We start from the raw sequence: 24,237 nt of genomic DNA on the forward strand, positions 1-24,237 counted from the left end.
GATATCACCATATATTATGGCAAGAAAACAAGATAAGAATACAGTACAGAGATTTAACAAAATCTCAATTGGTTTAGCATCACCAGAATCTATTTTAGCAGAATCTCGCGGTGAAGTTTTAAAACCAGAAACTATCAATTATCGAACACATAAACCAGAACGAGATGGTTTATTCTGTGAGCGTATTTTTGGTCCTGTAAAGGATTACGAATGTGCTTGTGGTAAATATAAACGTATACGATACAAAGGTATTGTATGTGACCGTTGTGGTGTTGAAGTAACAGAAAAGAAAGTACGTCGTGACCGTGTAGGACACATTAATTTAGTTGTTCCTGTAGCACACATTTGGTACTTCCGTTCGTTACCAAACAAAATAGGATACTTATTAGGATTACCGTCTAAAAAATTAGACATGATCATTTACTACGAGCGTTATGTAGTAATTCAGCCAGGTATCGCTAATAATGCTGAAGGAGAACCATTACAAAAAATGGACTTCTTAACAGAAGAAGAATACTTAAATATTTTAGAAACACTTCCTCAAGATAACCAATATCTTGAAGATACAGACCCTAACAAGTTCATCGCTAAAATGGGTGCAGAGTGTTTAATAGAATTATTATCAAGAATAGATTTAGACAGCTTATCATTTGAGTTACGTCATAAAGCAAATACTGAAACGTCAAAACAACGTAAAACAGAAGCTTTAAAGCGTTTACAAGTAGTAGAAGCTTTACGTGAATCTAACGAAAACAGAGAAAATCGTCCTGAATGGATGATTATGAAAGTTATTCCAATCATTCCACCAGAATTACGTCCATTAGTACCACTAGATGGAGGTCGTTTTGCTACGTCTGATTTAAATGACCTTTATCGTCGTGTAATTATCAGAAACAACCGTTTAAAGCGTTTAGTAGAGATAAAAGCACCAGAAGTAATTTTACGTAATGAAAAACGTATGTTACAAGAATCTGTAGATTCATTATTTGATAACACACGTAAGTCTTCAGCTGTAAAAACTGATTCTAACAGACCATTAAAATCATTATCAGATTCATTAAAAGGTAAGCAAGGACGTTTCCGTCAAAACTTACTTGGTAAGCGTGTTGATTATTCTGCACGTTCTGTAATTGTTGTAGGTCCTGAATTAAAATTATACGAATGTGGATTGCCTAAAAACATGGCAGCAGAGTTATACAAACCTTTTGTAATTAGAAAATTAATTGAAAGAGGTATTGTAAAAACTGTAAAATCTGCAAAGAAAATTATAGATAAAAGAGAGCCTGTAGTTTGGGATATTCTGGAAAACGTTCTTAAAGGACATCCAGTATTACTAAACCGTGCTCCTACATTACACAGATTGGGTATTCAAGCTTTCCAACCAAAATTAATAGAAGGAAAAGCAATCCAATTACACCCATTAGTTACTACGGCATTTAACGCCGATTTTGATGGTGACCAAATGGCGGTACATTTACCTCTAGGACCAGAAGCTATATTAGAAGCACAACTTTTAATGTTAGCATCTCATAACATATTAAACCCTGCTAATGGTTCGCCAGTAGCCGTACCTTCTCAAGATATGGTACTTGGTTTATATTATATGACTAAAGAGCGTAAATCTACTGATGAAGTAAAAATTAAAGGAGAAGGTTTAACATTCTATTCTTCAGAAGAAGTAGTAATTGCTTACAATGAAGGACGTGTAGACCTTAATGCCGCTATAAAAGTAAGAACTTTTGATTTTAATGAAGAAGAAAAATTAGTTCTTCAAATCATAGATACAACTGTAGGACGTGTATTATTTAATGAAAAAGTACCTCATGCAGCTGGTTATATCAACGAAGTACTTACTAAAAAATCATTAAGAAATATCATTGGTGATATTCTAAAAGTTACTAGCGTTCCTGAAACAGCAGCGTTTTTAGATGAAATAAAAACTTTAGGATATAACTTTGCATTCCAAGGTGGTTTATCATTTAGTTTAGGTGATATTATTATACCACCAGAAAAGCAGTCAATGATAGATAGCGCCAATGTAAAAGTAGATGGCATTATGGCTAACTACAACATGGGACTTATCACTAATAATGAACGTTACAATCAGGTAATTGATATTTGGACATCTACCAATGCCGAATTAACTGAATTGTCTATGAAGCGTATTCGTGAAGACCAACAAGGATTTAACTCGGTATATATGATGCTTGATTCTGGAGCTCGTGGATCTAAAGAACAGATTCGTCAGCTTACAGGTATGCGTGGATTAATGGCAAAACCGAAAAAATCAAATGCCGGTGGTGGAGAAATTATTGAAAACCCAATTCTTTCTAACTTTAAAGAAGGACTTTCAATTTTAGAATACTTTATCTCAACTCACGGTGCTCGTAAAGGTCTTGCCGATACGGCTCTTAAAACAGCAGATGCTGGTTACTTAACACGTCGTCTTGTAGATGTATCTCAAGATGTTATTGTAAATAGTGAAGATTGTGGTACTTTAAGAGGTGTTGAAGTAACAGCTTTAAAGAAAAACGATGAAGTTGTAGAAAGTTTACAAGAGCGTATTGTAGGTCGTATTTCATTAAACGATGTATTTGATCCTCTTACTGACGAGTTATTAGTTGGAACAAGTGAACTTATTACTGAAGATATTGCAAAAGCTATAGGAAACTCTCCAATAGAATCTGTAGAAGTACGTTCTCCATTAAGTTGTGAAGCTAAAAAAGGTATTTGTGCTAAATGTTACGGTCGTAACCTAGCAACAGGTAAAATGGTACAACGAGGTGAAGCAGTTGGTGTTGTTGCAGCACAATCAATTGGAGAACCAGGAACACAGTTAACATTACGTACATTCCACGTAGGAGGTATTGCAGGAAACATTTCTGAGGATAACAAGTTAGTTGTTAAATTTGATGGTGTTGCTGAAATTGATGACCTTAAAACTGTAAAAGGAGAAGATGGAGAAGGAAACACTGTAGATATAGTAATATCTCGTACATCAGAATTAAAACTTGTAGACAAGAAAACAGGTATTGTGTTAAGTACAAACAACATTCCTTACGGATCTACAATTTTTGTTAAAAACGGAGATACTCTTAAAAAAGGAGATACAGTTTGTCAATGGGATCCATATAATGGTGTAATTATTTCAGAATTTGCTGGTAAAGTAAAATATGAAAACATTGAGCAAGGTGTAACTTACCAAGTTGAAATAGATGAACAAACAGGATTCCAAGAAAAAGTAATTTCTGAATCTAGAAACAAAAAGTTAATCCCAACGCTTCATATTGAAGACTCTAACGGAGAAACGATTCGCTCATACAACTTACCAGTAGGAGCTCACTTAATGATTGACGACGGAGATAAAATTAAAGTTGGTAAAATTTTAGTAAAAATACCTCGTAAATCAGCAAAAGCAGGTGATATTACCGGTGGTCTTCCACGTGTAACAGAATTATTTGAAGCGCGTAACCCATCAAACCCAGCTGTAGTAAGTGCAATAGATGGTGTTGTATCATTTGGTAAAATAAAGAGAGGTAACCGTGAGATTATTGTAGAATCTAAATTAGGTGATATTAAGAAATACCTAGTGAAATTATCAAATCAAATTCTTGTTCAAGAAAATGACTTTGTAAAAGCTGGTATGCCTTTATCAGATGGTTCTATAACTCCAAACGATATCTTAAATATCAAAGGACCTTCTGCTGTACAACAATACTTAGTAAATGAAGTACAAGAAGTTTACCGATTACAAGGTGTGAAAATTAATGATAAGCACTTTGAAGTTGTTGTAAGACAGATGATGCGTAAAGTAAGAATCATTGATTCTGGAGACACAATTTTCCTAGAAGATCAGTTAATTCATAAATCAGACTTTATAGAAGAGAATGATGAAATCTTCGGAATGAAAGTTGTTGAAGATGCAGGAGACTCTGCTACATTAAAAGCAGGTCAAATTATCTCTCCACGTGAATTAAGAGATGAAAACTCATTATTACGTAGAGAAGATAAGCAATTGGTTGTAGCAAGAGATGCTAGACCAGCAACAGCAACTCCAATACTTCAAGGTATTACAAGAGCGTCATTACAAACTAAATCATTTATATCAGCGGCATCGTTCCAAGAAACTACAAAGGTTCTTAACGAAGCAGCAGTAAATGGTAAAGTAGATTCTCTAGAAGGACTTAAAGAAAATGTAATTGTAGGTCATAGAATTCCAGCTGGAACTGGTATGAGAGCTTATGAAAACATTATCGTTGGTTCTAAAGAAGAATTTGATGAAATGATGCAAGCAAAGCAAGAAGTTAATTATAATTAAAAAGTATTCCCGCTGTAAAGCGGGATTCTTTTTTAATAAAGTATTTTTATTATGGCTGATGACAATAAAAAAAAACAAGGACAAATTAATATAGAACTTGATGAGAAGGTAGCAGAAGGAATATATTCTAACCTTGCAATAATCAATCATTCTGTATCAGAGTTTGTTGTAGATTTTGTAAGTATTATGCCTGGAACTCCAAAAAGTAAAGTAAAATCTAGAATTATATTAACGCCACAACATGCTAAACGATTACTAAAAGCATTGGCAGATAATGTTAATAGGTTTGAAAATGCACACGGAGAGATTAAAGATTATGAGCAACCACCAATTCCTCTTAATTTTGGTCCTACAGGAGAAGCCTAATATTTTAAAAAATTAAAAAATCCCTTTAAGATTATTTTCTTAAAGGGATTTTTTATTATTAGAGCTTATAGCTTATTACTATTAAAACTAGCTAGCTTTCTTTTTATTTAAGCAATATTGTAATGCACCAGAAGGACATTTTTTTACTTGCTTAATTATTTTTTTTGTAGACGCACCTTCAAGATTTATCCAAGGAATTACAGACTCCCTAAACACATTTGAAAGTTCTTTAGCACAGCGTGTTGCATTTATGCACACATTTGGTTTGTAGGTAACAGTAATATCATCGTTACTGAAAACATTATTGTTTATTTCCATAAGCGATTTGATTTGGGGATATTGTTATGAAATGTCGTTTAAATGTATTAAATAATCGATTAAAAACAAAATTTATTTGAATTCTGATGTAAAATGGAATTTTATACTTGGATATTTTTGCTGTGTCATTTGTAATGAGAATGCTGAATCAGCTAGGAAAACCAATTGATTATGCTTGTCTTTGGCAAGAAAACGTTGTTTAACTCTTAAAAACTCTTTGTATTCCTCGTTTTTTTCATCTTCAGGGTCAACCCAACATGCTTTAAAAACATTTAAGTTTTCATAGGTACATTTTGCTCCGTATTCGTGCTCAAGCCTATATTGAATAACTTCATATTGAAGAGCTCCAACAGTTCCTATAACTTTTCGTCCGTTAAGTTCTAATGTAAATAACTGTGCAACACCTTCATCCATTAACTGGTCTATACCTTTGTATAGTTGTTTTGATTTTAATGGGTCAGCATTGTTAATGTATCTAAAATGTTCAGGAGAAAAACTAGGAATACCTTTGTAGTTTATAGCTTCTCCTTCGGTAAGAGTATCTCCAATTTTAAAGTTTCCAGTATCATGTAAACCTACAATATCACCTGGATAAGATACATCTACGATTTCTTTTTTTTCCGCAAAAAAAGCATTTGGACTAGAAAATTTCAGTTTTTTATTATTTCTAACATGAAGGTATGGTTTATTACGTTCAAATTTTCCTGAAACAATTTTTATAAAGGCTAATCTATCTCTGTGGTTTGGATCCATGTTGGCATGTATTTTAAATACAAAGCCCGTAAATTTATTTTCATCAGGTTTAACCAAACGCTCTTCACTTTGTTTTGGTCTAGGTTTTGGCGCAATGTCAACAAAACAGTCTAGTAGTTCACGAACACCAAAATTATTCAAGGCAGAGCCGAAAAATACAGGTTGTTGCTGTCCATTTAAGTATGTGTCTTTATCGAAAGTAGGATATATACCTTCAACTAATTCAATTTCTTCTCTTAAAGTATTTGCTGCTTTTTCTCCAACTAATTCATTAAGTTTTTCAGAAGCTAAATCAGATATTTCTATAGTCTCTTCAATGTTTTTTCTACTATCTCCACTAAAAAGGTTCACATTTTTTTCCCAAAGATTGTAGATACCTTTAAAGTCGTAACCCATTCCTATAGGAAAGCTTAATGGAACAACACTTAATCCAAGTTTTTGCTCAACTTCATCAAGTAAATCAAAAGCATCTTTTCCTTCTCGATCTAGTTTGTTTATGAACACAATCATAGGTATATTTCGCATTCTACATACTTCTACAAGTTTTTCAGTTTGCTCCTCAACACCTTTTGCTACATCAATTACAACAATAACACTATCAACAGCAGTGAGTGTTCTGAATGTATCTTCGGCAAAATCTTTATGTCCAGGTGTATCAAGAATATTAATTTTGATTCCATTATATTCAAAAGCTAATACAGAAGTTGCTACAGATATACCTCTTTGGCGTTCAATTTCCATAAAGTCACTTGTAGCACCTTTTTTTATCTTATTGCTTTTTACAGCACCAGCCTCTTGAATTGCACCACCAAAAAGAAGTAGTTTTTCTGTTAAAGTTGTTTTACCAGCATCGGGATGCGATATAATACCAAAAGTTCTTCGTCTATTTATTTCCTTGTTAAAACTCATAATTATCCGTAAAAATAGGTTGCAAATATACTATTAAGTATGATTGGAGATAAACTTTTATAGAATAAGTTGGTTTATGTTAAAATGTTAATTTTTTAGTAAAGTTTAGCTAGCTCAAAACTTTAAAATTCTTCCCCTAAAAAATAATTTATAGCTAAATACATTTTCTGTTTTTTCAAAGATTTTTCTTTGAAGCTATTACGATTATATAGATGCAAGACAGATTTATTTAAAAGTTGTAGATAATGGATACCGCTCTGCTGAAATTTATAGAAAACTAGGAGATACATACTATTTTAATAGTGAATACTCTGGCGCAGCTAAATGGTATTATAACTTAATAAATGAGTTTCCTTCTGACGCTGTTATAACAGATTATTTTAGGGCAGCACAATGTCTTAAAAGTATTGGAGAGCAAGATGAAGCAAATAAGTTAATGGATGTATATAAATCAAAAGGCGGAAAAGCCATTGCTATAGAAACCTATAAAAATATCGCAGACACATTATTTGAAAAAGGTGTTCAGGATAAACTATTTGAGATTGAAAAAATAGGAGTGAATACAGAATATTCAGATTTTGGACCTGCATTTTATGGAGGCCATATCGTTTTTACATCAAGTGATGAATCTATAAAAAACTTTGAAAACCAATCTGCAGACTTATCAGGTTGGGATAATCAACCGTTTTTAGATTTATATCAAGCTACAGTTGATGACGAGCTAAATGTTGTAGATGCTGTAGCCTTAAAAGGTGATGTTAATTCAGAATATCACGAGTCTACAACAGTATTTACTAAAGATGGCAACACTATGTATTTTACTAGAAACAATTTTATAAATGGTAAGAAAGGTCGAGATAAAGACCATGTTGTGAAGCTTAAAATATATAAAGCCACAAAAAGTGGAGATCGTTGGGAAAATGTAAAAGAGTTACCTTTTAATAGTGATAGTTATTCAATAGGGCATCCTGCATTAAATCCAGAAGAAGACAGACTTTATTTTGCTTCAGATATGCCAGGAACATTAGGAATGTCAGACTTATGGTATGTAGATATTCTGGGTGATGATATTTATACAAAACCAGTTAATTTAGGAGATACAATTAACACCCTTGCCAGAGAGACGTTCCCGTTTATTAGCTCTGAAAAAAACCTGTATTTCTCTAGTGATGGACATGCAGGTATGGGAGGTTTAGCTATCTATGTTACTAAAATAACAAATGAAGGTTTTGAAGAAATAGCCACATTTGGAGAACCCATAAATAGCTTGAAAGATGATTTTAGTTTCATTATAAAAGAAGGAAGAATAGGGTATTTTGCATCAAATAGAGATGGAGAAGAAGGTAGTAAAAGTGACGATATTTATCAAATATGGGAACGATGTGAGATTACTATACAAGGTCCAATCAAAGATGAAGTTACAGGCGATGTAATTCCAAATGCCGAGGTCACTTTGCTGGATAGTAGCAACAATGAAATAGATAAGTTAGTAGTTGGTGAAGATGCCGTGTTTTCTTTTAAGTTAGACTGCGATCAGCAATATATTATAAGAGCTAAAAAAGAAGGTTACAACCCTAGGAAGAAATAATAGAAACACCTAAAAACCCAAAAGCCATAGAAATGCCTATAGTTTTAAATATGCCTATGACTTTAAAATCTACAGATCCTTGTCCTCCAGATGATTTAGGATGTCGATTAACATTACAACCAATTTATTTTGATTATGATAAATCAGACATACGCCCAGATGCTGAAATAGAATTAGCTAAAATATTGGTAGCATTAAACGAGTATCCAAAACTAAAAATACACATCGAGTCTCATACAGATTCAAGAGGAAGAGATGCATATAATTTAAAATTATCTGAACGTAGAGCACAATCTACATTGCAGTGGTTTTACGATAAAGGGGTAAGTAATAGTAGATTGTCCGCAAGAGGCTACGGAGAATCTCAATTAATAAACCAATGCGAAAATAGTGTAGAGTGTACAGAAGAAGAACATCAATTAAATCGTAGGTCGATGTTCATTATTCGGGAATAAGGTTAATAGCTTATTCTTTATTAATACCCTGTCTATTGTTTAGTCAGGGTATTATGTTTTAAAAAGTGATAGCTTTCATACCAAAAACCATTTGCTATTTTGTAAATTTGTTTATAGAAACAAGTAATAAAAATGCTTGTTTCTAATAATATGCTTTGTATATGTTGTATCGTCACAAGCAAAAAACCATTAATATATAAATGAAAGAAGAACAGGTTATTCTCGTTAATGAAAACGATGAGCAAATAGGATTAATGAACAAGATGGAAGCACATGAGAAAGCCTTGTTACATCGTGCATTTTCTGTATTTGTTTTCAATGAAAACAATGAGTTAATGTTACAACAGCGCGCAGCTCACAAATATCATTCTCCTAACTTATGGACAAATACATGTTGTAGTCATCAACGTGAAGACGAGAATAATATAGAAGCAGGAAAACGTCGTTTGCAAGAAGAAATGGGGTTTGTTACAGACTTAAAAGAAACAACTTCTTTTATCTATAAAGCGCCTTTTGATAATGGCCTAACAGAGCATGAGTATGATCATATTTTAATAGGATATTTTACAGGTGAGCCAGAAATAAACCCTGATGAAGTAGCTGCTTGGAAATGGATGTCTTTAGAAGAAGTAAAAGTAGATATTTCTTTGAATCCAAAGCAATATACGGCCTGGTTTAAAATTATTTTTGATAAATTTTATGAACATATAAATATTATTTAAAATGAGGGTAACTGTTAGTAGAAAAGCACATTTTAACGCAGCACATAGGCTATATAGAAAAGGTTGGACAGATGAGAAAAATGAAGCTGTATTTGGTAAATGTAGTAACCCAAACTATCATGGGCATAACTATGAGCTCATAGTTAGTGTTACCGGAAAGATAGATAATGAAACAGGGTTTGTGATAGATATGAAAACCCTTAAAGAGCTTATTAAAAGTGAAGTAGAAGATGCTTTTGATCATAAAAACTTAAACCTTGATGTTGCAGCTTTTAAAGACTTAAACCCAACAGCCGAAAATATAGCTGTTATCATTTACAACAAGTTAAAACCTAAACTAAAAAATGATTTAGATTTAGAAATAACACTTTATGAAACACCAAGAAACTTTGTAACCTATTCAGGGCAAAAATTATGAAAGAGACATTATACCCAATAAAGTTTACACCTATACTAAAAGACAAAATTTGGGGTGGAAATAAATTAAAGAATATTTTAAATAAAAACAGCAACTTACCTAATGTAGGAGAAAGCTGGGAAATTAGTGATGTTGAAGGAGATACTTCTATTGTTGCTAATGGCACTTTACAAGGTCAGTCTTTAAAGCACTTACTAGAATCGTATCAGTCTGACTTGATAGGAGAAAAAAACTATAAGATTTTTGGTGATAAATTTCCTTTACTAATAAAATTTATTGACGCAAAAGAAGATTTGTCAATTCAACTGCATCCTAATGATGAGTTAGCAAAAAAACGCCATAATTCTTTTGGTAAAACCGAAATGTGGTATGTGATGCAAGCTGATGACGATGCAAACTTGATAGTTGGGTTTAATCAAGAAATGGATGCAAAAACTTACTTACACCATTTAGAAAATAAAACTTTAACAAGCATCCTTAATTTTGATAAAGTAAAAGCAGGCGATACATATTTTATTGAAGTAGGTCGTGTTCATGCAATTGGGGCAGGAGTTATGCTAGCTGAAATACAACAAACAAGTGATATAACCTATCGTGTTTATGACTGGGATCGTGTTGATGATCAAGGAAATGCACGTGAGCTTCACAATGATTTAGCCATAGATGCTTTTGATTTTGATATGCCCGATAATTTTAGAGTAGCATACACAAAAGAGCAAAATGTTTCTAATGAAATGGTAAGCTGTCCTTATTTTACAACAAGCTATCTTGAAGTAACGCAAACACTTCATAAGGAAAATACGCATGATTCGTTTATGATTTATATGTGTGTGGAAGGCGAAGCAGAAATTATTACAGACCAAGCTTCTGAAGTTATAAAAAAAGGAGAAACTGCTTTAATGCCATCAGCAATAAAAACATTTACTATTAAGTCAGGCAATGCCAAGCTTCTTGAGGTTTATGTATAAAAAAAATCCCAAGTGAAACACTCGGGAATTTTACCTAACATGCAGTTTTATTGTCCTGAAAAGCACTCTCTTCTAAAGGAAATCCAAACAAAGCACTACAAATAGTTTCTTGGTTTTTAGAAGATTTTTTTGCTTTAGTAACAATGATATTAACCAGATAGCCATTAGCATCTTGTTTTACTAATTGGGCTTGTATGGTTAAAGTATCATTTACAAAAGCATTTTTATGCATTTTAAACTTATAATCTGTTAATTCAGGAACGTTCTGTAAATAAAATTCCTTGACAGGATATGTTGCTATAGTTTTCACTTTATTGTAAAGTGTGTGTGGTAACAAAAAGCCATTTGCATTACTAATATCTTTAGTTACTTTAAAATTAGCATTTGTATGTGTGTTTCTATGAGTTTTCATGTGTGTTTGTTTTATGGGTATAATAATATAGGAGTGAGTTTGTAGTGGTGATATGTTTTATAAGTAACATTCATACTATTAATAAAATTTAAAGCGCGTTTCATGGTTTGTGTCATGGATTTAATTGTTTTCATAATGATTAAAATTTAAATGATTAAAAAGTGATTAAAATAAAAAAGGTGCCTTTTTACAAAAGCACCTTTTAGTTTATAGTTGTTATATAATTTTTTAACGTTTATTCAAGATGCATATAAGGTATGGTTTTAGACATACAAATAGTAACCGACTTCATCTGTTGTGAGAAACGGTTAAAATTATAGTTATATGTCGCCTTTAATGCATTCATTGTTGTAAAGCTACTAATAAAATTGATATAGAACTAATATTTAAAAAAATTATAACATTTTATATAGTATATTAATGTAATTTTGTGGCAAATAAATATAATTTGAATTATGGCAAATAAAAGAGACCTTAAGAAAGACATTAATTATGTTTTAGGAGATATTATTGAAGCAGTATATGTTTGGGAATATGCAAACACTGGTGCTGATACAAAAAAGAGCGAAGCAATTATAGATGAGGCTATAGAAACATTTGATTCTTTAATTGCCAAGGTAAACGCCAAAGATGTTGAAAATAAAAAGGCGCATTTTAAAGCAATAAACCAAGAACTAGAAGAAAAAGGAAGAGCTTTAATAGAGAAAATTAACAAGCTTAATTAAAAAAAGAAAAAAAATGTTTGCAAATATAAAATTCAAGATTATATTTGCAACCGCTTTTGCCGATGTAGCTCAGCTGGCTAGAGCAGCTGATTTGTAATCAGCAGGTCGTGGGTTCGAGTCCCTCCATCGGCTCTAAATTTAAAAAACTCCAATACGTTTTGTTTTGGAGTTTTTTTATGCATAATACTTTTTACTATTTGATGTAACTTAATGTAATAAAAAAAGCCTCTCGTATTACGAGAGGCTTTTTTATAAACTATTCTTCAGAAGCTTTTCTTTCTTCTAAAAAGTTTTGAAGCGTCTTGCCGTACATAGAATTTTTTATTCTAGGTGTTAAAGCATTATTTATAGTGTCTAACCATTTGGTTTGTGCATCATATATTTCTGTAAGTGCTAAATAAGGCGATATTTCACTATCATTGTTAGTCACAGCAAAATTAACAGTATATAAATATTTACTCTTCAAAAGGCTTGTTAGAGCTCTTTCACTTGATGCTATTTTTGCAGAATCTCCCATTTGTTTGGCTTCTAAATTCTCTTTTATAAGATCTAGGTTTCTATCACCAAAACGATTTAAAACAGTTAAATATTCATTATATAATGTTTGCTGTTTAGAACCAGTTATTGTAGCATCAAAAACAAAATTTTTAAGAGTTGTGTTTATTTCTGTCATACCCTTATCTGCAAAGAAAACAATCTTGTCTTGTTTTTCATTTGTATTGTTTCTATCTAGTCTTAAATAAAAAGCTTCAGGCTCATCTATATTTGCATGTAATTCAAAATCAGAATTTCCTGTAAGCGCTAAAGAATCTGCTATTACAAGTATTGAGTCTTGAGCTCTTTCAAGATATACAGTTCCTTTTTTTAGGCCTTTTACATGACCTTTTACAGTTAGGTTGTGATTCTCTTTTCCGCAAGAGAATGCCATGAATGCTATAAGTAATACAGCTAGTTTTTTCATCAGCTTAAAATATTGGTGTATTTAATATAAAATTTGCGAGCGCTAATATCTTAATTTATTTTATAACTATTATCCTGCGGCAGCAATTTTCATAAGCTCTGCACAAAGTATTGCGCCGTAAGTTCCTACAACGTAGCCAAAAACAGCTAATAACGCGCCAACTGTAGCTAACGAAGGGTGAAAAGCTGCGGCAACAACAGGCGCAGAGGCAGCACCACCAACGTTGGCTTGACTTCCTACAGCAAGGAAAAAATAAGGAGCTTTAATAAGTTTAGCAATTAAAATTAAAAGTCCGGCGTGAATAGCCATCCAAACTAAACCGATAAGTATTAGTCCTGGGTTTTCAAATATTTTACCTAAATCCATTTTCATACCTATAGTGGCTACCAAAATGTAAATAAATACACTACCTATTTTACTTGCTCCAGCGCCTTCGTAGTTTTTAGCTTTTGTAAACGATAGTAAAATACCTATCAGCGTTGCGATAGAAATTAACCAGAAAAAGCTACTTCCAAAAGACGATAAAGCACTTTTAGGATCACTAACAGCTTCAAAATTTGTTGTTAAGTAGGTTGATATTTTTTCTGAACCAAAATGTGCAATTCCTACGGCTACAAAGGCAAACATTAAAATCATCATTAAGTCAGTAAGTGTTGGAATGCGTGTGATTTTATCGCTAAAGCTTTGAACCTTTTGTTGTAGCTCATCAATGGCTGTATTATCAGCTTTAAGCCAATTATCAATTTTCTTTCTCTTGCCTATTCCTAATAAAATAATAGCCATCCAGATATTTGCTACAACAATATCTACAAGTACCATACCGCCATAAAGTTCTTGATTGAACTCATAAATTTCTAGCATAGCGGCTTGGTTAGCACCACCACCAATCCAGCTTCCTGCAAGTGTGGCTAACCCTCTCCAAACGGCATCAAAACCTGCGCCGCCAACGGTTTCTGGGGAAAAGGTTGAAATTAATAATATGGCTAATGGACCACCAATAATAATACCGATGGTTCCTGTAAAAAACATAACCAAGGCTTTCCATCCTAAATTAAAAACGGCTTTTAAATCAATACTTATTGTTAGTAATACTAATGAAGCTGGTAATAAATAACGACTTGCAATAAAATAGGTTTGTGATGTATCAGCTGATATTAATCCTAATGAATTAAAAATTGCAGGTATTAAGTAGCACATTAATAAGCCAGGAATGTATTTGTAAAATACAGGCCAAAATCCAGTTTTTTTAGATTCAGTAAAGAAAACAAATCCTAATGCAAGCATTAGTAAACCAAAAACAATAGCGTCGTTTGTAAAAATAGGTTGGTTGTCCATATTGAGTATATTTTTTTATAAGTTGCAAAATACCAAAATTAACGGGTATAAAAAAAGTGACTCTTGTTGAGTCACTCTTCTTTTTTCTTTTTTGGTTCGCGTTTATGTTCTTTAAGATATTGCATAAGCATCCACTCAATTTGACCATTGGTGCTTCTAAACTCATCAGAAGCCCATTTTTCAATGGCTTTGAGCATCTCTTCATTAATTCGTAATGCAAAGGCTTTCTTTTTTGACATATTATTTTTTTATAAACGTTTCTAACGTGTTTATGAGTGTTTGTGATAATGGAAAATCTGGTGTTTTGTAAGATGTTTCATTATCATCATCATTTTCAATGGTTTTTAAAACATGATTCATGTTTGGTATAATGACTAGTTCAGATTTAGAGTTTGCTTTATGTAAATTTTCAGCATCAGTTTCAAAAACCTGTAAGTCTTTTGTGCCATTTAGGATTAATATAGGAATATTTAGCTTTTTTATTTCTTCTGACGGATTATATTGCATCCAAGATTTAAAAAATGGTTGATTAGGTTTTGCAAAAATAGCCATTAGTTGTGAGTCTACTTCTTTTATTGTGCCGGTTGTTTTTAGTTCTTTAAAATGTGCTTCGGCTTTTATGCCTAAAGAATTATTTTGAGATTTTAGTTGTTTTGTCATTATAACATCTATAGGACTTGATGGACCAGCTAGAGAAACATATTTGTTTACGTGATTATTTGCAGCAAGCATAGCAACAAGAGACCCTTGACTATGACCAATTAGGGTTATTGAAGAAAACTTTTTATCATCTTTAAATTGATTGATGGCAATATTTACATCTTCAACAAAAGCATTTAAGGACATGTTTTTCATCATATATCGAAGGTTAACCCAAGTTGCAGAGCGCTTGTCATATCTGTAAAAAGCAATGTCGCGCTTTGCTAAACTATCAGATAGTTGTTTTATATAGTTGGCGTTTGCAAGTCCTATTTGGTTGCCATTTCTATCTACATTTCCAGAACCGTGCACAAAAATAACAAGAGGTTGTTGTTTTAAACTTTTGTTATAAGTTAATGTGCCAGGAAGTTTAATGCTATCGTTCATAAGCATAAAATCTTCTGAAACAATATCATTTTGAGCGACTATGCATACACTCACAAAAAGGAATGAAAGTAAGATGCGTTTTTTCATATTATCTGTTTTTATCACGTTCTAAAATCATCATGGTTAGGTTTTGATGCATAAACTTAAGTTGCCATCCTTCTCTAGCGTATTGATTAAGTAGTTCGTCTAGCTTTTCATTACGCCTAGCTATTCCTAATCTGGTATTTACTGTTTTATACTCTTTCATGTGTTATTTTAATGCGGGAATTTCGTTTTTTTAATTGTTCAATAAAGGGTTCTACTTGATTTTCTAGTGTCCTGAAATTTAATTCTTTTTCGCGCTTGTTCAAAAGTTTTAAAATAACTTCAGTTTCATAGTCATCTTTTTTTATTATTATTTTATTTATGGTGTTTATAGTAATTTTTTTAGACCATACTTTTTTAAAAACTAAATAATAAATTGAATAAGCTGCTACTAACAAGCCTAAAGCGCTTAAAAAAACATCTATATAATCTTTAACTTTGTGTAGGGTATTTATTTTTATTAAATAATGCAGAGATCCAATGAATACTATTGTTATGATTATGCTAGAACGATTTCGTTTTTTTAACGAGTCGTCAGATCTTTTTGAAAAGGATATTTTTTCATTATCAATCTCAAGGTAGCCATCAACTAAAATATATTTATAAGTCATATTTATTAATGGTTTAGAGTTCCTGTATTTAATACAGGTGAAGCATCTTTATCACCACATAAAACAACCATTAAATTACTTACCATAGCAGCTTTTCTTTCTTCATCAAGTGCTACAATCTCTTTTTTATTAAGTTCTTCAAGAGCCATTTCAACCATGCTTACTGCTCCTTCAACAATTTTATGTCTGGCTGCAACAATAGCTGTAGCTTGTTGACGTTTTAGCATAGCATTTGCAATTTCTTGTGCATAAGCTAAATAGCCTATTCGCGCTTCAAGAACTTCAATACCAGCAATAGATAAACGTTCGTCAATTTCCTTTTCTAAAGCGCTACTAACTTCGTTGACACTAGAGCGTAATGTGATGTCTTCATCAACACCTTCGTCAGCAAAATTATCATAAGGATACATGCTTGCTAGTTTTCTCACAGCTGCATCGGTTTGTACACGAACAAAATTTTCATAGTTATCTACATCAAAAGCAGCTTTGTAAGTGTCTTGAACACGCCAAACCAAAATAGTACTAATCATTACAGGGTTTCCTAATTTATCGTTTACTTTTAAGCGTTCACTATCAAAGTTACTAGCTCGTAACGAAATTTTCTTTTTTGTGTAAAGCGGGTTTACCCAATAAAAACCATTTTTCTTAATAGTGCCTACATACTTTCCAAATAAAAGTAAAACACGAGAACCATTAGGTTGTACCATTACAAAGCCTGGTGCTATAAGTAGTGCAATAAAGGTGCAGATTATATATAAAGGCTGTTCTGTAAGAATAGCTATGCCAATACTTCCAATAAATAGAAATAAAAATACAAAAAGCATTAAGTAACCATTTGCAGGGATGATAATTTTCTCTTGTTCCATAAGTTTATAGTGTTTAGTTTAATTTGATATTAAAATGATATCATAAAGATATATTTAAATTTTGAAATTACAAAATAAACTTTGGCACGAGTTTTGAATATCTATTTATACAAAATGTTACTACACAAAATTTTATTAAAGTGTGGTTACTTTAATAAAAGTAGTAACTCATATTTTTGGTTGGTTAGTAAGAAAAAGCATCCCGATTGGGATGCTTTTTTATTTAACGTATATTTTTTAGGGTAGTTTACTTTATAAAATCTACGAGTGTAGGTATAACAGCCTCTGAAAGTTTTCTAAAAGATTCGTTATAAGATTTTGAGTTTTCTAAATCATCTCCTTGAATAGTGAATAGAACATGATTCATGTTTTCTATAATCTTTAAGGAACTATTAGGAGCAGCAGCATGTAATTGCTTTGCTTCATCTTCAGGAACTTGTAGGTCTTTAGTGCCATTTATTATTAATACAGGCATGTTTAAGGTTTTTAAAATTTCTTGCGGATTGTACTGCATCCAACTACTCATAAAAGGTTGTGTGTCTTTATTGAATATTGAAGCTAAAGCAGGAGGAAAGCTATCGGTTGTTTTGCCTTGCCTTAAAACATTAAAAACTTTTTCAGATTCATTAACAAGACCTGGAACTGTTTTATTTATTTGTTCTAAAATAACAGTGTCAATTGTTTTTGCTGAACCAGCAAGAGATATAAATCCATCTGCATATTCTTGAGCAGCAATCATTCCAACAAGACTTCCTTGTCCGTGTCCTATTACATATATGTTTTTAAATTGTTTACTGTTTTTAAAATAGTTAATTATAGAAATGGCATCTGTTACAAAATCATCAAAAGTTATGGTTTTATCAACACGGCCACGTTGTATTTGTCTTACAATACGTTTGTCATATCTAAAAGTAGCAATACCATGACTAGATAAGCCTTCGGCTAGTTTTTTTAAGAGATTATTTTTTTGAAAATTTTGATTTCCGTCTCTGTCTATTGGGCCATAATCAGAGATAAGAATGGCTAATGACGGATTTTTTGCCTCGTTAGGAAACGTTAATGTGCCATCAACAAATGTATTCACAGTAACATTAGTAGAAATAAAGTCTGAAGCTTGAGCCATTATTGTAAAATGACAAAAAAATGCAATAGCTAATGCGTATAATTTCATAAACCCTCAATTGTTATTTAAAAATACAAACTAAAATCATAATCAGATATGATAACGTGTAATTATGTGAAAAATGTATGTAGTGTTCATGTTTTATTTGTTGTAGATTAAGTTGTTATACATTGTTTTTAAGCTGTAAAAAAGTAATATTCTACTTATAATTGTTAAAAAAAAGTGCATTTCGTCGAAAATATATACACTTAAACGTTATTATTCATATTAAGTTTTACATTTGAAATGTACTAAAAAATTACTTTTTAGTTCAATGGATTAATTAATTAATATTTGCATTGTGTCGTTGATACGAGAAACCCTAAATCTAACAACATAAATAAAGATGCAAATCAGATTAAACCGAGGTTGAGGGACCTCGGTTTTTTTTATTTTAATCCTATCTACTTTTCTTCTTAAAAAACTAATGCGTAGCTTTATAAACAAGAAACAGAATTATGAAAATTAAAGCTCTTATTTTATTATTTAGTTCTGCGTTTTTGATATTCGCTTTTACTTATCAACAACATTTGCCAAAGGGATTCGTGTATGTTGATACCGTAATTCCTGATATTGATGTAGAATTACGATATTATTCAACACACAATTTTGTAGGTGATACAATAAATGCCTATCACGACAATACATTAATCTTGACAGAGCAAACAGCAAGAGCATTAAAGAATGTGCAAGATGAACTTGAGTCTCAAAATTTATGTTTACGAGTATACGATGGTTACAGGCCACAACCAGCTGTAAATCATTTTATAACTTGGGCAAGAGACCTAAATGATACGATAAATAAAAAAGAGTTTTATCCTGAAGTGAATAAACGTCATTTGTTTAGAGACGGTTATATTGCTTCGCGTTCTGGACATAGTCGTGGTAGTACGGTAGATTTAACCATTATTGATGGAAATACTTTTGAACCAATAGATATGGGAAGTCCTTATGATTTTTTTGGAGAAAAGTCTTGGGTAAATTATGAACACATTACTGAAAAACAAAAAGCAAATAGGCAGCTATTACAAAGCGTGATGTTAAAACACGGTTTCAGGAATTACTCTAAAGAATGGTGGCATTTCACTTTACGAGGCGAGCCATTTCCTAATACTTATTTTGATTTTCCTGTGGAGTAAGAGATGTTACAAATACCAATATGCCCAAACCATTAATACGACCTGTAATGGCAAGCGAAGAATAAGAAGCCATTTTGGAAATCCAGCACTTTCTTTTTCACCTGACAGCATGTAAAAATGCACTAATAAAAAAACTAAAAGCATAGCAATAATACCATATACAGCAAAAACTCTTGTGCTTTCAAAAAGTAGGGTAATACCCAAAACAATTTCTGCAACACCACTTAATGCAACTAATAGTTTATGATTAGGTAAATACCTAGGCATAATGCGTAAATATATTTTAGGTTTTAAAAAATGCAGTATGCCAGCCATTATATAAAGGGCAGCCATTACATATAAGTGCCAAGGGTTATTCATCTTTATATGCGTTATATGAAATACCAACACCGTAATTAGTAAGTCCAGACTTAAGAAGACTGGAATCCATAGAACCTCTTTGGAAACGTGTCCAAGAGTTGTTGTTTAAAAACACACGCTTTATATATGTGTTATTACCTTTTATTTCATTTGTAAAAGGAAGCAAAGGTCTGAAGTTTGTTGGTATTTTAACAACACCTTCACGGGTTTTAATTTCTTTGTATTTTTTATTAGGTAGTAGTTTTCCGTTTTTATCGGTATATCCTAACACTTGAATAGAAACAAAAAAGCCAGTTTTAGGAAAAAAGATATCTAAATCTGAAATATCTAAATCGTACAAGTCACCATGTTTTTCAGTGACTCTAAAAATAATATTCTCATAGGTGAGTACATCTCCAGGAGTTCCATTGTTATTTTTGTAAAATTTCACTTTAAAAAGTGTAGAAAATGGTTTTTTTTCAGCGTTTTTTCGGTTGCGCTTATCCCAGTCTTTAGACTCTAAAGTAATAGGGAAATGTATAGTTGTTATTTTTTTTAATTGACTATCTGGATTAGAAAAATAAACAGCTATTTCAGACTCTATTGTTGGTAGCCAACAATGATAGTAATTATCATCTAGGTATGGTTTTAAGGTTTCTTCTTTAAATTTTCTGTTTTCTAAATTTGCATGAATTACAACTTCGTCAAGTGTGCTTATTTCTTCTTCTAAAAAAATAGTTTTAGGCAAAACACTAGTGTCAGTAACATATTCTTTAAAACCTAAAGCAGATATGTGTAAAGAATCTACATCATGATACAGTTTTTTAGTAAAAACAAAAACGCCTTCATCATCAGCAAAGATGCCTTGACCGTTACCAAAGGAAATAGTTGCATAAGATATTGGAGATTGAGTTTTACTGTCTTTAATAGTAATTTGAGAAAAGCCTGTAATACTTATAAATAGAACAAAAAAAAGAAGTAGCTGCTTGAGCATGTAGCAAAATGATTATTGTGTTATTAACTATAAATATATCAATAAAAAAAACTGCTACCAATTTATGATAGCAGTTTGTAACAAGTTAATATATTATATGTTAATACCAGCGACGTTTTTTCTTTTTAGATCCGTTGCCTTTACGCCCTTTTTTGTGTTTACTTCCAGAACTTTTAGATTTATGAGTAATGGCTTTAGCTTTAGGGTCTAAAGGATATGGGTGATTTTCCTCAATAGTAATTTCTTTATTAATTAACTGCTGAATAGTTTTTACATAGTTTTTTTCATCAGCAGAGCAAAATGAGTAAGCTCTACCAGTATTTCCGGCACGACCAGTTCTACCTATTCTATGTACATAAGTTTCAGGGATATTAGGTAAATCAAAATTGATAACAGCGTCTAATTCGTTAATGTCAATACCACGAGCTGCAACATCTGTTGCAATAAGGATATTTACCAGTCCATTTTTAAATTTCTTTAGAGCTGTTTGTCTATCAGTTTGGCTTTTATCACCATGAAGTGTATCTACCAAATAGCCATTTTTAAGTAAGGTTTTTTCTAGTTTATCAACACCAAATTTGGTGCGTCTAAAGATTAAGATACTTCCTTTTATTTCGTTTCGAAGTAAGTGCAAGCAAAGTTCAATTTTGTTACGTTTAGGTACATAATAAAGAAGTTGACTTACCGTTTTTGCAGCTGTTGCTGTAGGAGATACTTCAATGCGTTTAGGCGATTTTAGTATGTTATTAGCTAATTGCTCTACTTTAAAAGGCATTGTAGCAGAGAATAAAAGCACTTGTTTTTCAGCAGGGCATAACTTTTCTATAGTTTTTACATCATCAATAAATCCCATATCTAGCATTAAGTCTGCTTCATCAAGAACAAGAATTTCTAAATGATCTAAATTTATAACTTCTTGTTTTTGAAGATCAATCAATCTGCCAGGTGTTGCTACTAAAATATCAACGCCTTTGGTAAGTACGTCTATTTGAGGTTCTATAGGAGCGCCACCAAAAATGACCGTAGTTCTTAAATTAGTGTGTCTTCCATAGGCTTTTATATTATTACCTATTTGTAATGCTAATTCGCGAGTTGGGCTTACTATTAAAGCTTTTATAGTTTTACCGCGTTTTGGTGCGTCTTGTTTAGAAAGTAATAACTGTAATATAGGTAAAGAGAAAGCTGCAGTTTTTCCTGTTCCTGTTTGAGCTATAGTAATTACATCATTTTTGTCAAGAACAAAAGGAATAGTTTGCTCTTGAACTAATGTAGGAGAATCATAGCCTTGTTCTGAAATGGCTTTAAGTATAGGTGCGCTAAATTGTAAATCTTTAAAAGACATATTTGCTATTTTAGTAAAGATACGTTAAAAACAATGAAGGTTTTAATATTCGGTTTTATCACCTTTACTAGCCCATTTATCAAAAACAGAAACACCTTCATCTTGCAGCATTTGCTCAAACGGAATGCTTCTTACCGTTATTGGTTTGTCAATTTCTTCGTATATAAAATGATCGTCAAAGCCTATATTTGCAGCATCTACTTTATTACATGCATAATATACTTTTTTAGGTCTTGCCCAATAAATAGCACCTAAACACATAGGACAAGGTTCGCAAGAGGTATAAACAACACAATCGTCTAATTGAAAGCTACCTAAAACTTCGCAAGCTTTACGAATAGCAACAACTTCAGCGTGTGCTGTTGGGTCATTGGTAGATGTGACACAGTTATGACCTTCTGCAATAATAGCTCCATCTTTTACAATAACACACCCAAAAGGGCCTCCAGCATTTGAGCTCATTCCCTTGTCTGCCATAGCAATGGCACGTTTCATAAATTCTTTGTGATTACTCATATTGAAATTTTATCAAAAACAAAGGTCGCCCATTTTTTTAAGAGTGCAAAAGGAAATAAGTACATAACTTATTAGTTAATGACGCTTACTGTATATGTAGCAACAATGCTATTGTCAATTTTTAAATGCACATCGTAATTGCCTTTGTGTTTAAAGCTATTGCTGAATGATATATTATTATCATTTATTTGAAAGTTTTCAATTTTGAAGGCATGCTCTTTTAAACCAATAAAATGAATAAGCTCAATGTCATCTTGTGATGTAGGTTCTAATGTCTCAAAACTAAAATGTAGTGCTTCGTCTTTTTTTGTAGTAACATTAAGTGTTTTTGGGTGTGTAGGAATAATTTTGTGCTTAAAAGTTTCACCATAAACAATAGCTTGAGCCGTAAATTTTGTATTGGCTAATGAATCGTTTAAAAACCATTTTTTATTCAACGGAAAATGATTTTTGGCAAAAAGAATAGGATCTGTTAAAAAATACCCATCATTATAATCTTTTATGAAATTTGTGTTTATAGAAAATCCGCTAGACCAAGTGGCATCGCATAAGTACCATTTATTATTAAGTTTTACAGCATTCCAAGAATGGTTAGCAAAATCTAATGCTTCAACATTGGCAGAAACTGACCTTCCGTAACCATCAACTATCACGCATTCTATGTCGGCTAAAAAGCAAAGTTCTTTTACCAAATAGGCATAACCTGTGCACATAGTTTTTTTACGCTTGAATAGTTTTTTAAAAGCTTTAACCTTAAACTCATTATTCCATTTTAAATAAGCTACAGTGTCGTGAGCTAACTTTCTTTTATATTTAAAAACTTTACTATCTTGAGTTGTATCTCCTTTTATATTTTGGCATACCCAAAGATAAATAGCCCTAAATTTTTCAACATCAGTTTTAAGATTAGCTGTAAGCTTATGTGCAAGTACAGGAAGGTTTTCAAGATCTTCTCCTTCGTTTAATTTCGCAATATTATCAGCGCGAGTAAAATCAACAGTATTAAAGTCTGATACTTGAGCTACTGAAAAGCTTACAATACTAAAGGTTATTATAACGAGCGTTTTTTTCATATTGTAGTTTAATCTCTTTTAGACTTGTAAACTTCTTTTGTAGCTACTTTTCCCATAATGATATGCGGGATGTCTTTCATGTCTATTTTTAGTTCTACATCATAAACTGAATCCTGATTCGTAACAACAACCTTTTTTGATTCTTTCCCCAAAAAACTAAATAATAAAACATCACCTTTTTTTAGTTTTTCAGGAAATATGAAATTACCATCAAAATCTGTAGATGTACCAATAGTGGTGCCTTGCAACACAATGTTTACACCAGGAAGTGGTAACTCGTTTTCAGTAACAGTGCCTTCAACGGTTATGTTACTTTCTTGAGATTCTTGAAGTACTTTTGAATTATCTTTTCCTATACTTTGTGACGCTTTTGATGTGTTTTGTGCTTGAGCAGTTCCAAACGAGAATAATGATAAACATGCTAAACCAACAGCACTTATAAAACTTAATTTTTTTCGTTTTGGAGTAGGTGAGTAGGTTTTTAACTGATTGTTGTTAAATCTGCCACATACATTTTGAGTTTCTTTTGCCTTAAAAAAAGCAATAATTTCATCTGACGTCATTTTAGTGAAATCAACAACCTCTTTTTCGCATGAACCACAAAAACCACCTTTTGCAGTTGGCGTAAATTTTTGAAAGTTTTCTTGACAAGGTGATTTAATATTTAAGTTGAATGGGTTTTTCATAATACAAAGTGTTAATGTTATACCTGTCAAACCTAGTAAAGACCAAGATGCTGTAAAATGAAGAATTGGTAAAAGATGTGTTTTAGTGAGG

General features: G+C 31.9%; 27 protein-coding genes and 1 tRNA gene. 10 read left to right on the plus strand and 18 right to left on the minus strand.

The genetic code is table 11. The features are described 5' to 3' along the window. Window positions 1–16 precede the first annotated feature (16 nt). Complete coding sequence (gene rpoC, locus ACN5J3_RS08060; RefSeq protein ID WP_417289975.1) at window positions 17–4,318, plus strand: DNA-directed RNA polymerase subunit beta'; 4,302 nt, start codon at window positions 17–19, stop codon at window positions 4,316–4,318. A 51-nt stretch (window positions 4,319–4,369) separates the two neighbouring features. Further along, window positions 4,370–4,684, plus strand: coding sequence for a DUF3467 domain-containing protein (locus tag ACN5J3_RS08065; RefSeq protein ID WP_344729610.1), 315 nt, complete (start codon window positions 4,370–4,372; stop codon window positions 4,682–4,684). Window positions 4,685–4,771: 87 nt separating this feature from the next. Here the strand turns inward: ACN5J3_RS08065 and ACN5J3_RS08070 are convergent, their stop codons facing one another. Next, window positions 4,772–5,002, minus strand: coding sequence for a (4Fe-4S)-binding protein (locus ACN5J3_RS08070; RefSeq protein ID WP_418509626.1), 231 nt, complete (start codon window positions 5,000–5,002; stop codon window positions 4,772–4,774). Between the two features lie 72 nt (window positions 5,003–5,074). Further along, a complete protein-coding gene (locus ACN5J3_RS08075; protein WP_417289977.1) occupies window positions 5,075–6,664 on the minus strand; it encodes a peptide chain release factor 3 in 1,590 nt (529 codons plus the stop codon). 436 nt (window positions 6,665–7,100) lie between these two features. Here ACN5J3_RS08075 and ACN5J3_RS08080 point away from each other — a divergent pair, with 436 nt between their 5' ends. From ACN5J3_RS08080 to ACN5J3_RS08100, 5 genes are all read left to right on the plus strand, one after another. Next, window positions 7,101–8,252: a hypothetical protein gene (locus ACN5J3_RS08080; RefSeq protein ID WP_418511399.1), complete on the plus strand. Its 1,152-nt coding sequence runs from the start codon at window positions 7,101–7,103 to the stop codon at window positions 8,250–8,252. 32 nt (window positions 8,253–8,284) lie between these two features. Further along, on the plus strand, window positions 8,285–8,707 hold the full coding sequence (locus ACN5J3_RS08085; protein ID WP_418511400.1) for an OmpA family protein: 423 nt from the start codon (window positions 8,285–8,287) through the stop codon (window positions 8,705–8,707). A gap of 200 nt (window positions 8,708–8,907) precedes the next feature. After that, complete coding sequence (gene idi, locus ACN5J3_RS08090; RefSeq protein ID WP_418511401.1) at window positions 8,908–9,429, plus strand: isopentenyl-diphosphate Delta-isomerase; 522 nt, start codon at window positions 8,908–8,910, stop codon at window positions 9,427–9,429. Between the two features lies 1 nt (window position 9,430). Continuing rightward, window positions 9,431–9,847: a 6-pyruvoyl trahydropterin synthase family protein gene (locus ACN5J3_RS08095; RefSeq protein WP_418511402.1), complete on the plus strand. Its 417-nt coding sequence runs from the start codon at window positions 9,431–9,433 to the stop codon at window positions 9,845–9,847. Further along, complete coding sequence (locus tag ACN5J3_RS08100) at window positions 9,844–10,815, plus strand: type I phosphomannose isomerase catalytic subunit (RefSeq protein WP_418511403.1); 972 nt, start codon at window positions 9,844–9,846, stop codon at window positions 10,813–10,815. Before ACN5J3_RS08095 ends, ACN5J3_RS08100 begins: the two co-directional genes overlap by 4 nt. A gap of 34 nt (window positions 10,816–10,849) precedes the next feature. Here the strand turns inward: ACN5J3_RS08100 and ACN5J3_RS08105 are convergent, their stop codons facing one another. Both ACN5J3_RS08105 and ACN5J3_RS08110 read right to left on the minus strand, forming a co-directional pair. After that, complete coding sequence (locus tag ACN5J3_RS08105) at window positions 10,850–11,227, minus strand: hypothetical protein (protein WP_418509629.1); 378 nt, start codon at window positions 11,225–11,227, stop codon at window positions 10,850–10,852. 11 nt (window positions 11,228–11,238) lie between these two features. Further along, window positions 11,239–11,361 carry a hypothetical protein gene (locus ACN5J3_RS08110; RefSeq protein WP_417289983.1) on the minus strand — a complete coding sequence of 41 codons (123 nt, stop codon included), beginning with the start codon at window positions 11,359–11,361 and terminating at the stop codon, window positions 11,239–11,241. A gap of 321 nt (window positions 11,362–11,682) precedes the next feature. On the opposite strand from ACN5J3_RS08110, the gene ACN5J3_RS08115 reads away from it, so the two are divergent. Then, on the plus strand, window positions 11,683–11,952 hold the full coding sequence (locus tag ACN5J3_RS08115) for a hypothetical protein (protein ID WP_417289984.1): 270 nt from the start codon (window positions 11,683–11,685) through the stop codon (window positions 11,950–11,952). A 58-nt stretch (window positions 11,953–12,010) separates the two neighbouring features. After that, window positions 12,011–12,084, plus strand: a tRNA-Thr gene (locus ACN5J3_RS08120). Between the two features lie 124 nt (window positions 12,085–12,208). On the opposite strand, the gene ACN5J3_RS08125 is transcribed toward ACN5J3_RS08120, so the two are convergent. The 8 genes from ACN5J3_RS08125 to ACN5J3_RS08160 all read right to left on the minus strand — a co-directional run bounded on the left by ACN5J3_RS08125 (window position 12,209) and on the right by ACN5J3_RS08160 (window position 18,066). Then, complete coding sequence (locus tag ACN5J3_RS08125) at window positions 12,209–12,913, minus strand: DUF4369 domain-containing protein (protein ID WP_418511404.1); 705 nt, start codon at window positions 12,911–12,913, stop codon at window positions 12,209–12,211. A gap of 69 nt (window positions 12,914–12,982) precedes the next feature. After that, entirely contained in the window at window positions 12,983–14,248 is a 1,266-nt protein-coding gene (locus ACN5J3_RS08130; RefSeq protein WP_418511405.1) for a DUF819 domain-containing protein, read from the minus strand. A gap of 71 nt (window positions 14,249–14,319) precedes the next feature. Beyond that, window positions 14,320–14,487: an Arc family DNA-binding protein gene (locus ACN5J3_RS08135; RefSeq protein WP_344729637.1), complete on the minus strand. Its 168-nt coding sequence runs from the start codon at window positions 14,485–14,487 to the stop codon at window positions 14,320–14,322. A gap of 1 nt (window position 14,488) precedes the next feature. Then, window positions 14,489–15,421, minus strand: a complete 933-nt coding sequence (locus tag ACN5J3_RS08140; protein WP_418511406.1) for an alpha/beta hydrolase family protein — start codon at window positions 15,419–15,421, stop codon at window positions 14,489–14,491. A 1-nt stretch (window position 15,422) separates the two neighbouring features. Continuing rightward, entirely contained in the window at window positions 15,423–15,581 is a 159-nt protein-coding gene (locus ACN5J3_RS08145) for a DUF4177 domain-containing protein (protein ID WP_418511407.1), read from the minus strand. Continuing rightward, entirely contained in the window at window positions 15,568–16,029 is a 462-nt protein-coding gene (locus ACN5J3_RS08150) for a hypothetical protein (RefSeq protein ID WP_417289988.1), read from the minus strand. The genes ACN5J3_RS08145 and ACN5J3_RS08150 overlap by 14 nt, the downstream gene beginning before the upstream one ends. A gap of 5 nt (window positions 16,030–16,034) precedes the next feature. Then, the gene (locus ACN5J3_RS08155; RefSeq protein WP_418509633.1) at window positions 16,035–16,895 is read right to left on the minus strand and encodes an SPFH domain-containing protein; all 861 of its coding nucleotides are present in this window, start codon (window positions 16,893–16,895) and stop codon (window positions 16,035–16,037) included. 247 nt (window positions 16,896–17,142) lie between these two features. Next, window positions 17,143–18,066, minus strand: a complete 924-nt coding sequence (locus ACN5J3_RS08160; RefSeq protein WP_418511408.1) for an alpha/beta hydrolase — start codon at window positions 18,064–18,066, stop codon at window positions 17,143–17,145. 449 nt (window positions 18,067–18,515) lie between these two features. Between ACN5J3_RS08160 and ACN5J3_RS08165 the strand changes: the two genes are divergently transcribed. Then, the gene (locus tag ACN5J3_RS08165) at window positions 18,516–19,196 is read left to right on the plus strand and encodes a M15 family metallopeptidase (protein WP_418511409.1); all 681 of its coding nucleotides are present in this window, start codon (window positions 18,516–18,518) and stop codon (window positions 19,194–19,196) included. 6 nt (window positions 19,197–19,202) lie between these two features. Here the strand turns inward: ACN5J3_RS08165 and ACN5J3_RS08170 are convergent, their stop codons facing one another. From ACN5J3_RS08170 to ACN5J3_RS08195, 6 genes are all read right to left on the minus strand, one after another. Further along, window positions 19,203–19,556, minus strand: a complete 354-nt coding sequence (locus tag ACN5J3_RS08170) for a MauE/DoxX family redox-associated membrane protein (RefSeq protein ID WP_418511410.1) — start codon at window positions 19,554–19,556, stop codon at window positions 19,203–19,205. Beyond that, window positions 19,549–20,529 carry a hypothetical protein gene (locus ACN5J3_RS08175; RefSeq protein WP_418509636.1) on the minus strand — a complete coding sequence of 327 codons (981 nt, stop codon included), beginning with the start codon at window positions 20,527–20,529 and terminating at the stop codon, window positions 19,549–19,551. Before ACN5J3_RS08175 ends, ACN5J3_RS08170 begins: the two co-directional genes overlap by 8 nt. Window positions 20,530–20,629: 100 nt before the next feature. Beyond that, window positions 20,630–21,871: a DEAD/DEAH box helicase gene (locus tag ACN5J3_RS08180; protein WP_418511411.1), complete on the minus strand. Its 1,242-nt coding sequence runs from the start codon at window positions 21,869–21,871 to the stop codon at window positions 20,630–20,632. Window positions 21,872–21,913: 42 nt separating this feature from the next. Continuing rightward, window positions 21,914–22,387, minus strand: coding sequence for a nucleoside deaminase (locus tag ACN5J3_RS08185; RefSeq protein WP_129759029.1), 474 nt, complete (start codon window positions 22,385–22,387; stop codon window positions 21,914–21,916). A 71-nt stretch (window positions 22,388–22,458) separates the two neighbouring features. Continuing rightward, window positions 22,459–23,460 (minus strand): transglutaminase domain-containing protein, encoded by a 1,002-nt coding sequence (locus ACN5J3_RS08190; protein WP_418511412.1) that lies wholly within the window; start codon window positions 23,458–23,460, stop codon window positions 22,459–22,461. An 8-nt stretch (window positions 23,461–23,468) separates the two neighbouring features. Next, the gene (locus tag ACN5J3_RS08195; RefSeq protein WP_418511413.1) at window positions 23,469–24,146 is read right to left on the minus strand and encodes a carboxypeptidase-like regulatory domain-containing protein; all 678 of its coding nucleotides are present in this window, start codon (window positions 24,144–24,146) and stop codon (window positions 23,469–23,471) included. Window positions 24,147–24,237: the final 91 nt, after the last annotated feature.

It is taken from the genome of Corallibacter sp., assembly GCF_048381695.1.
In the GTDB taxonomy this organism is placed as follows: Bacteria; Bacteroidota; Bacteroidia; order Flavobacteriales; family Flavobacteriaceae; genus Corallibacter; species Corallibacter vietnamensis.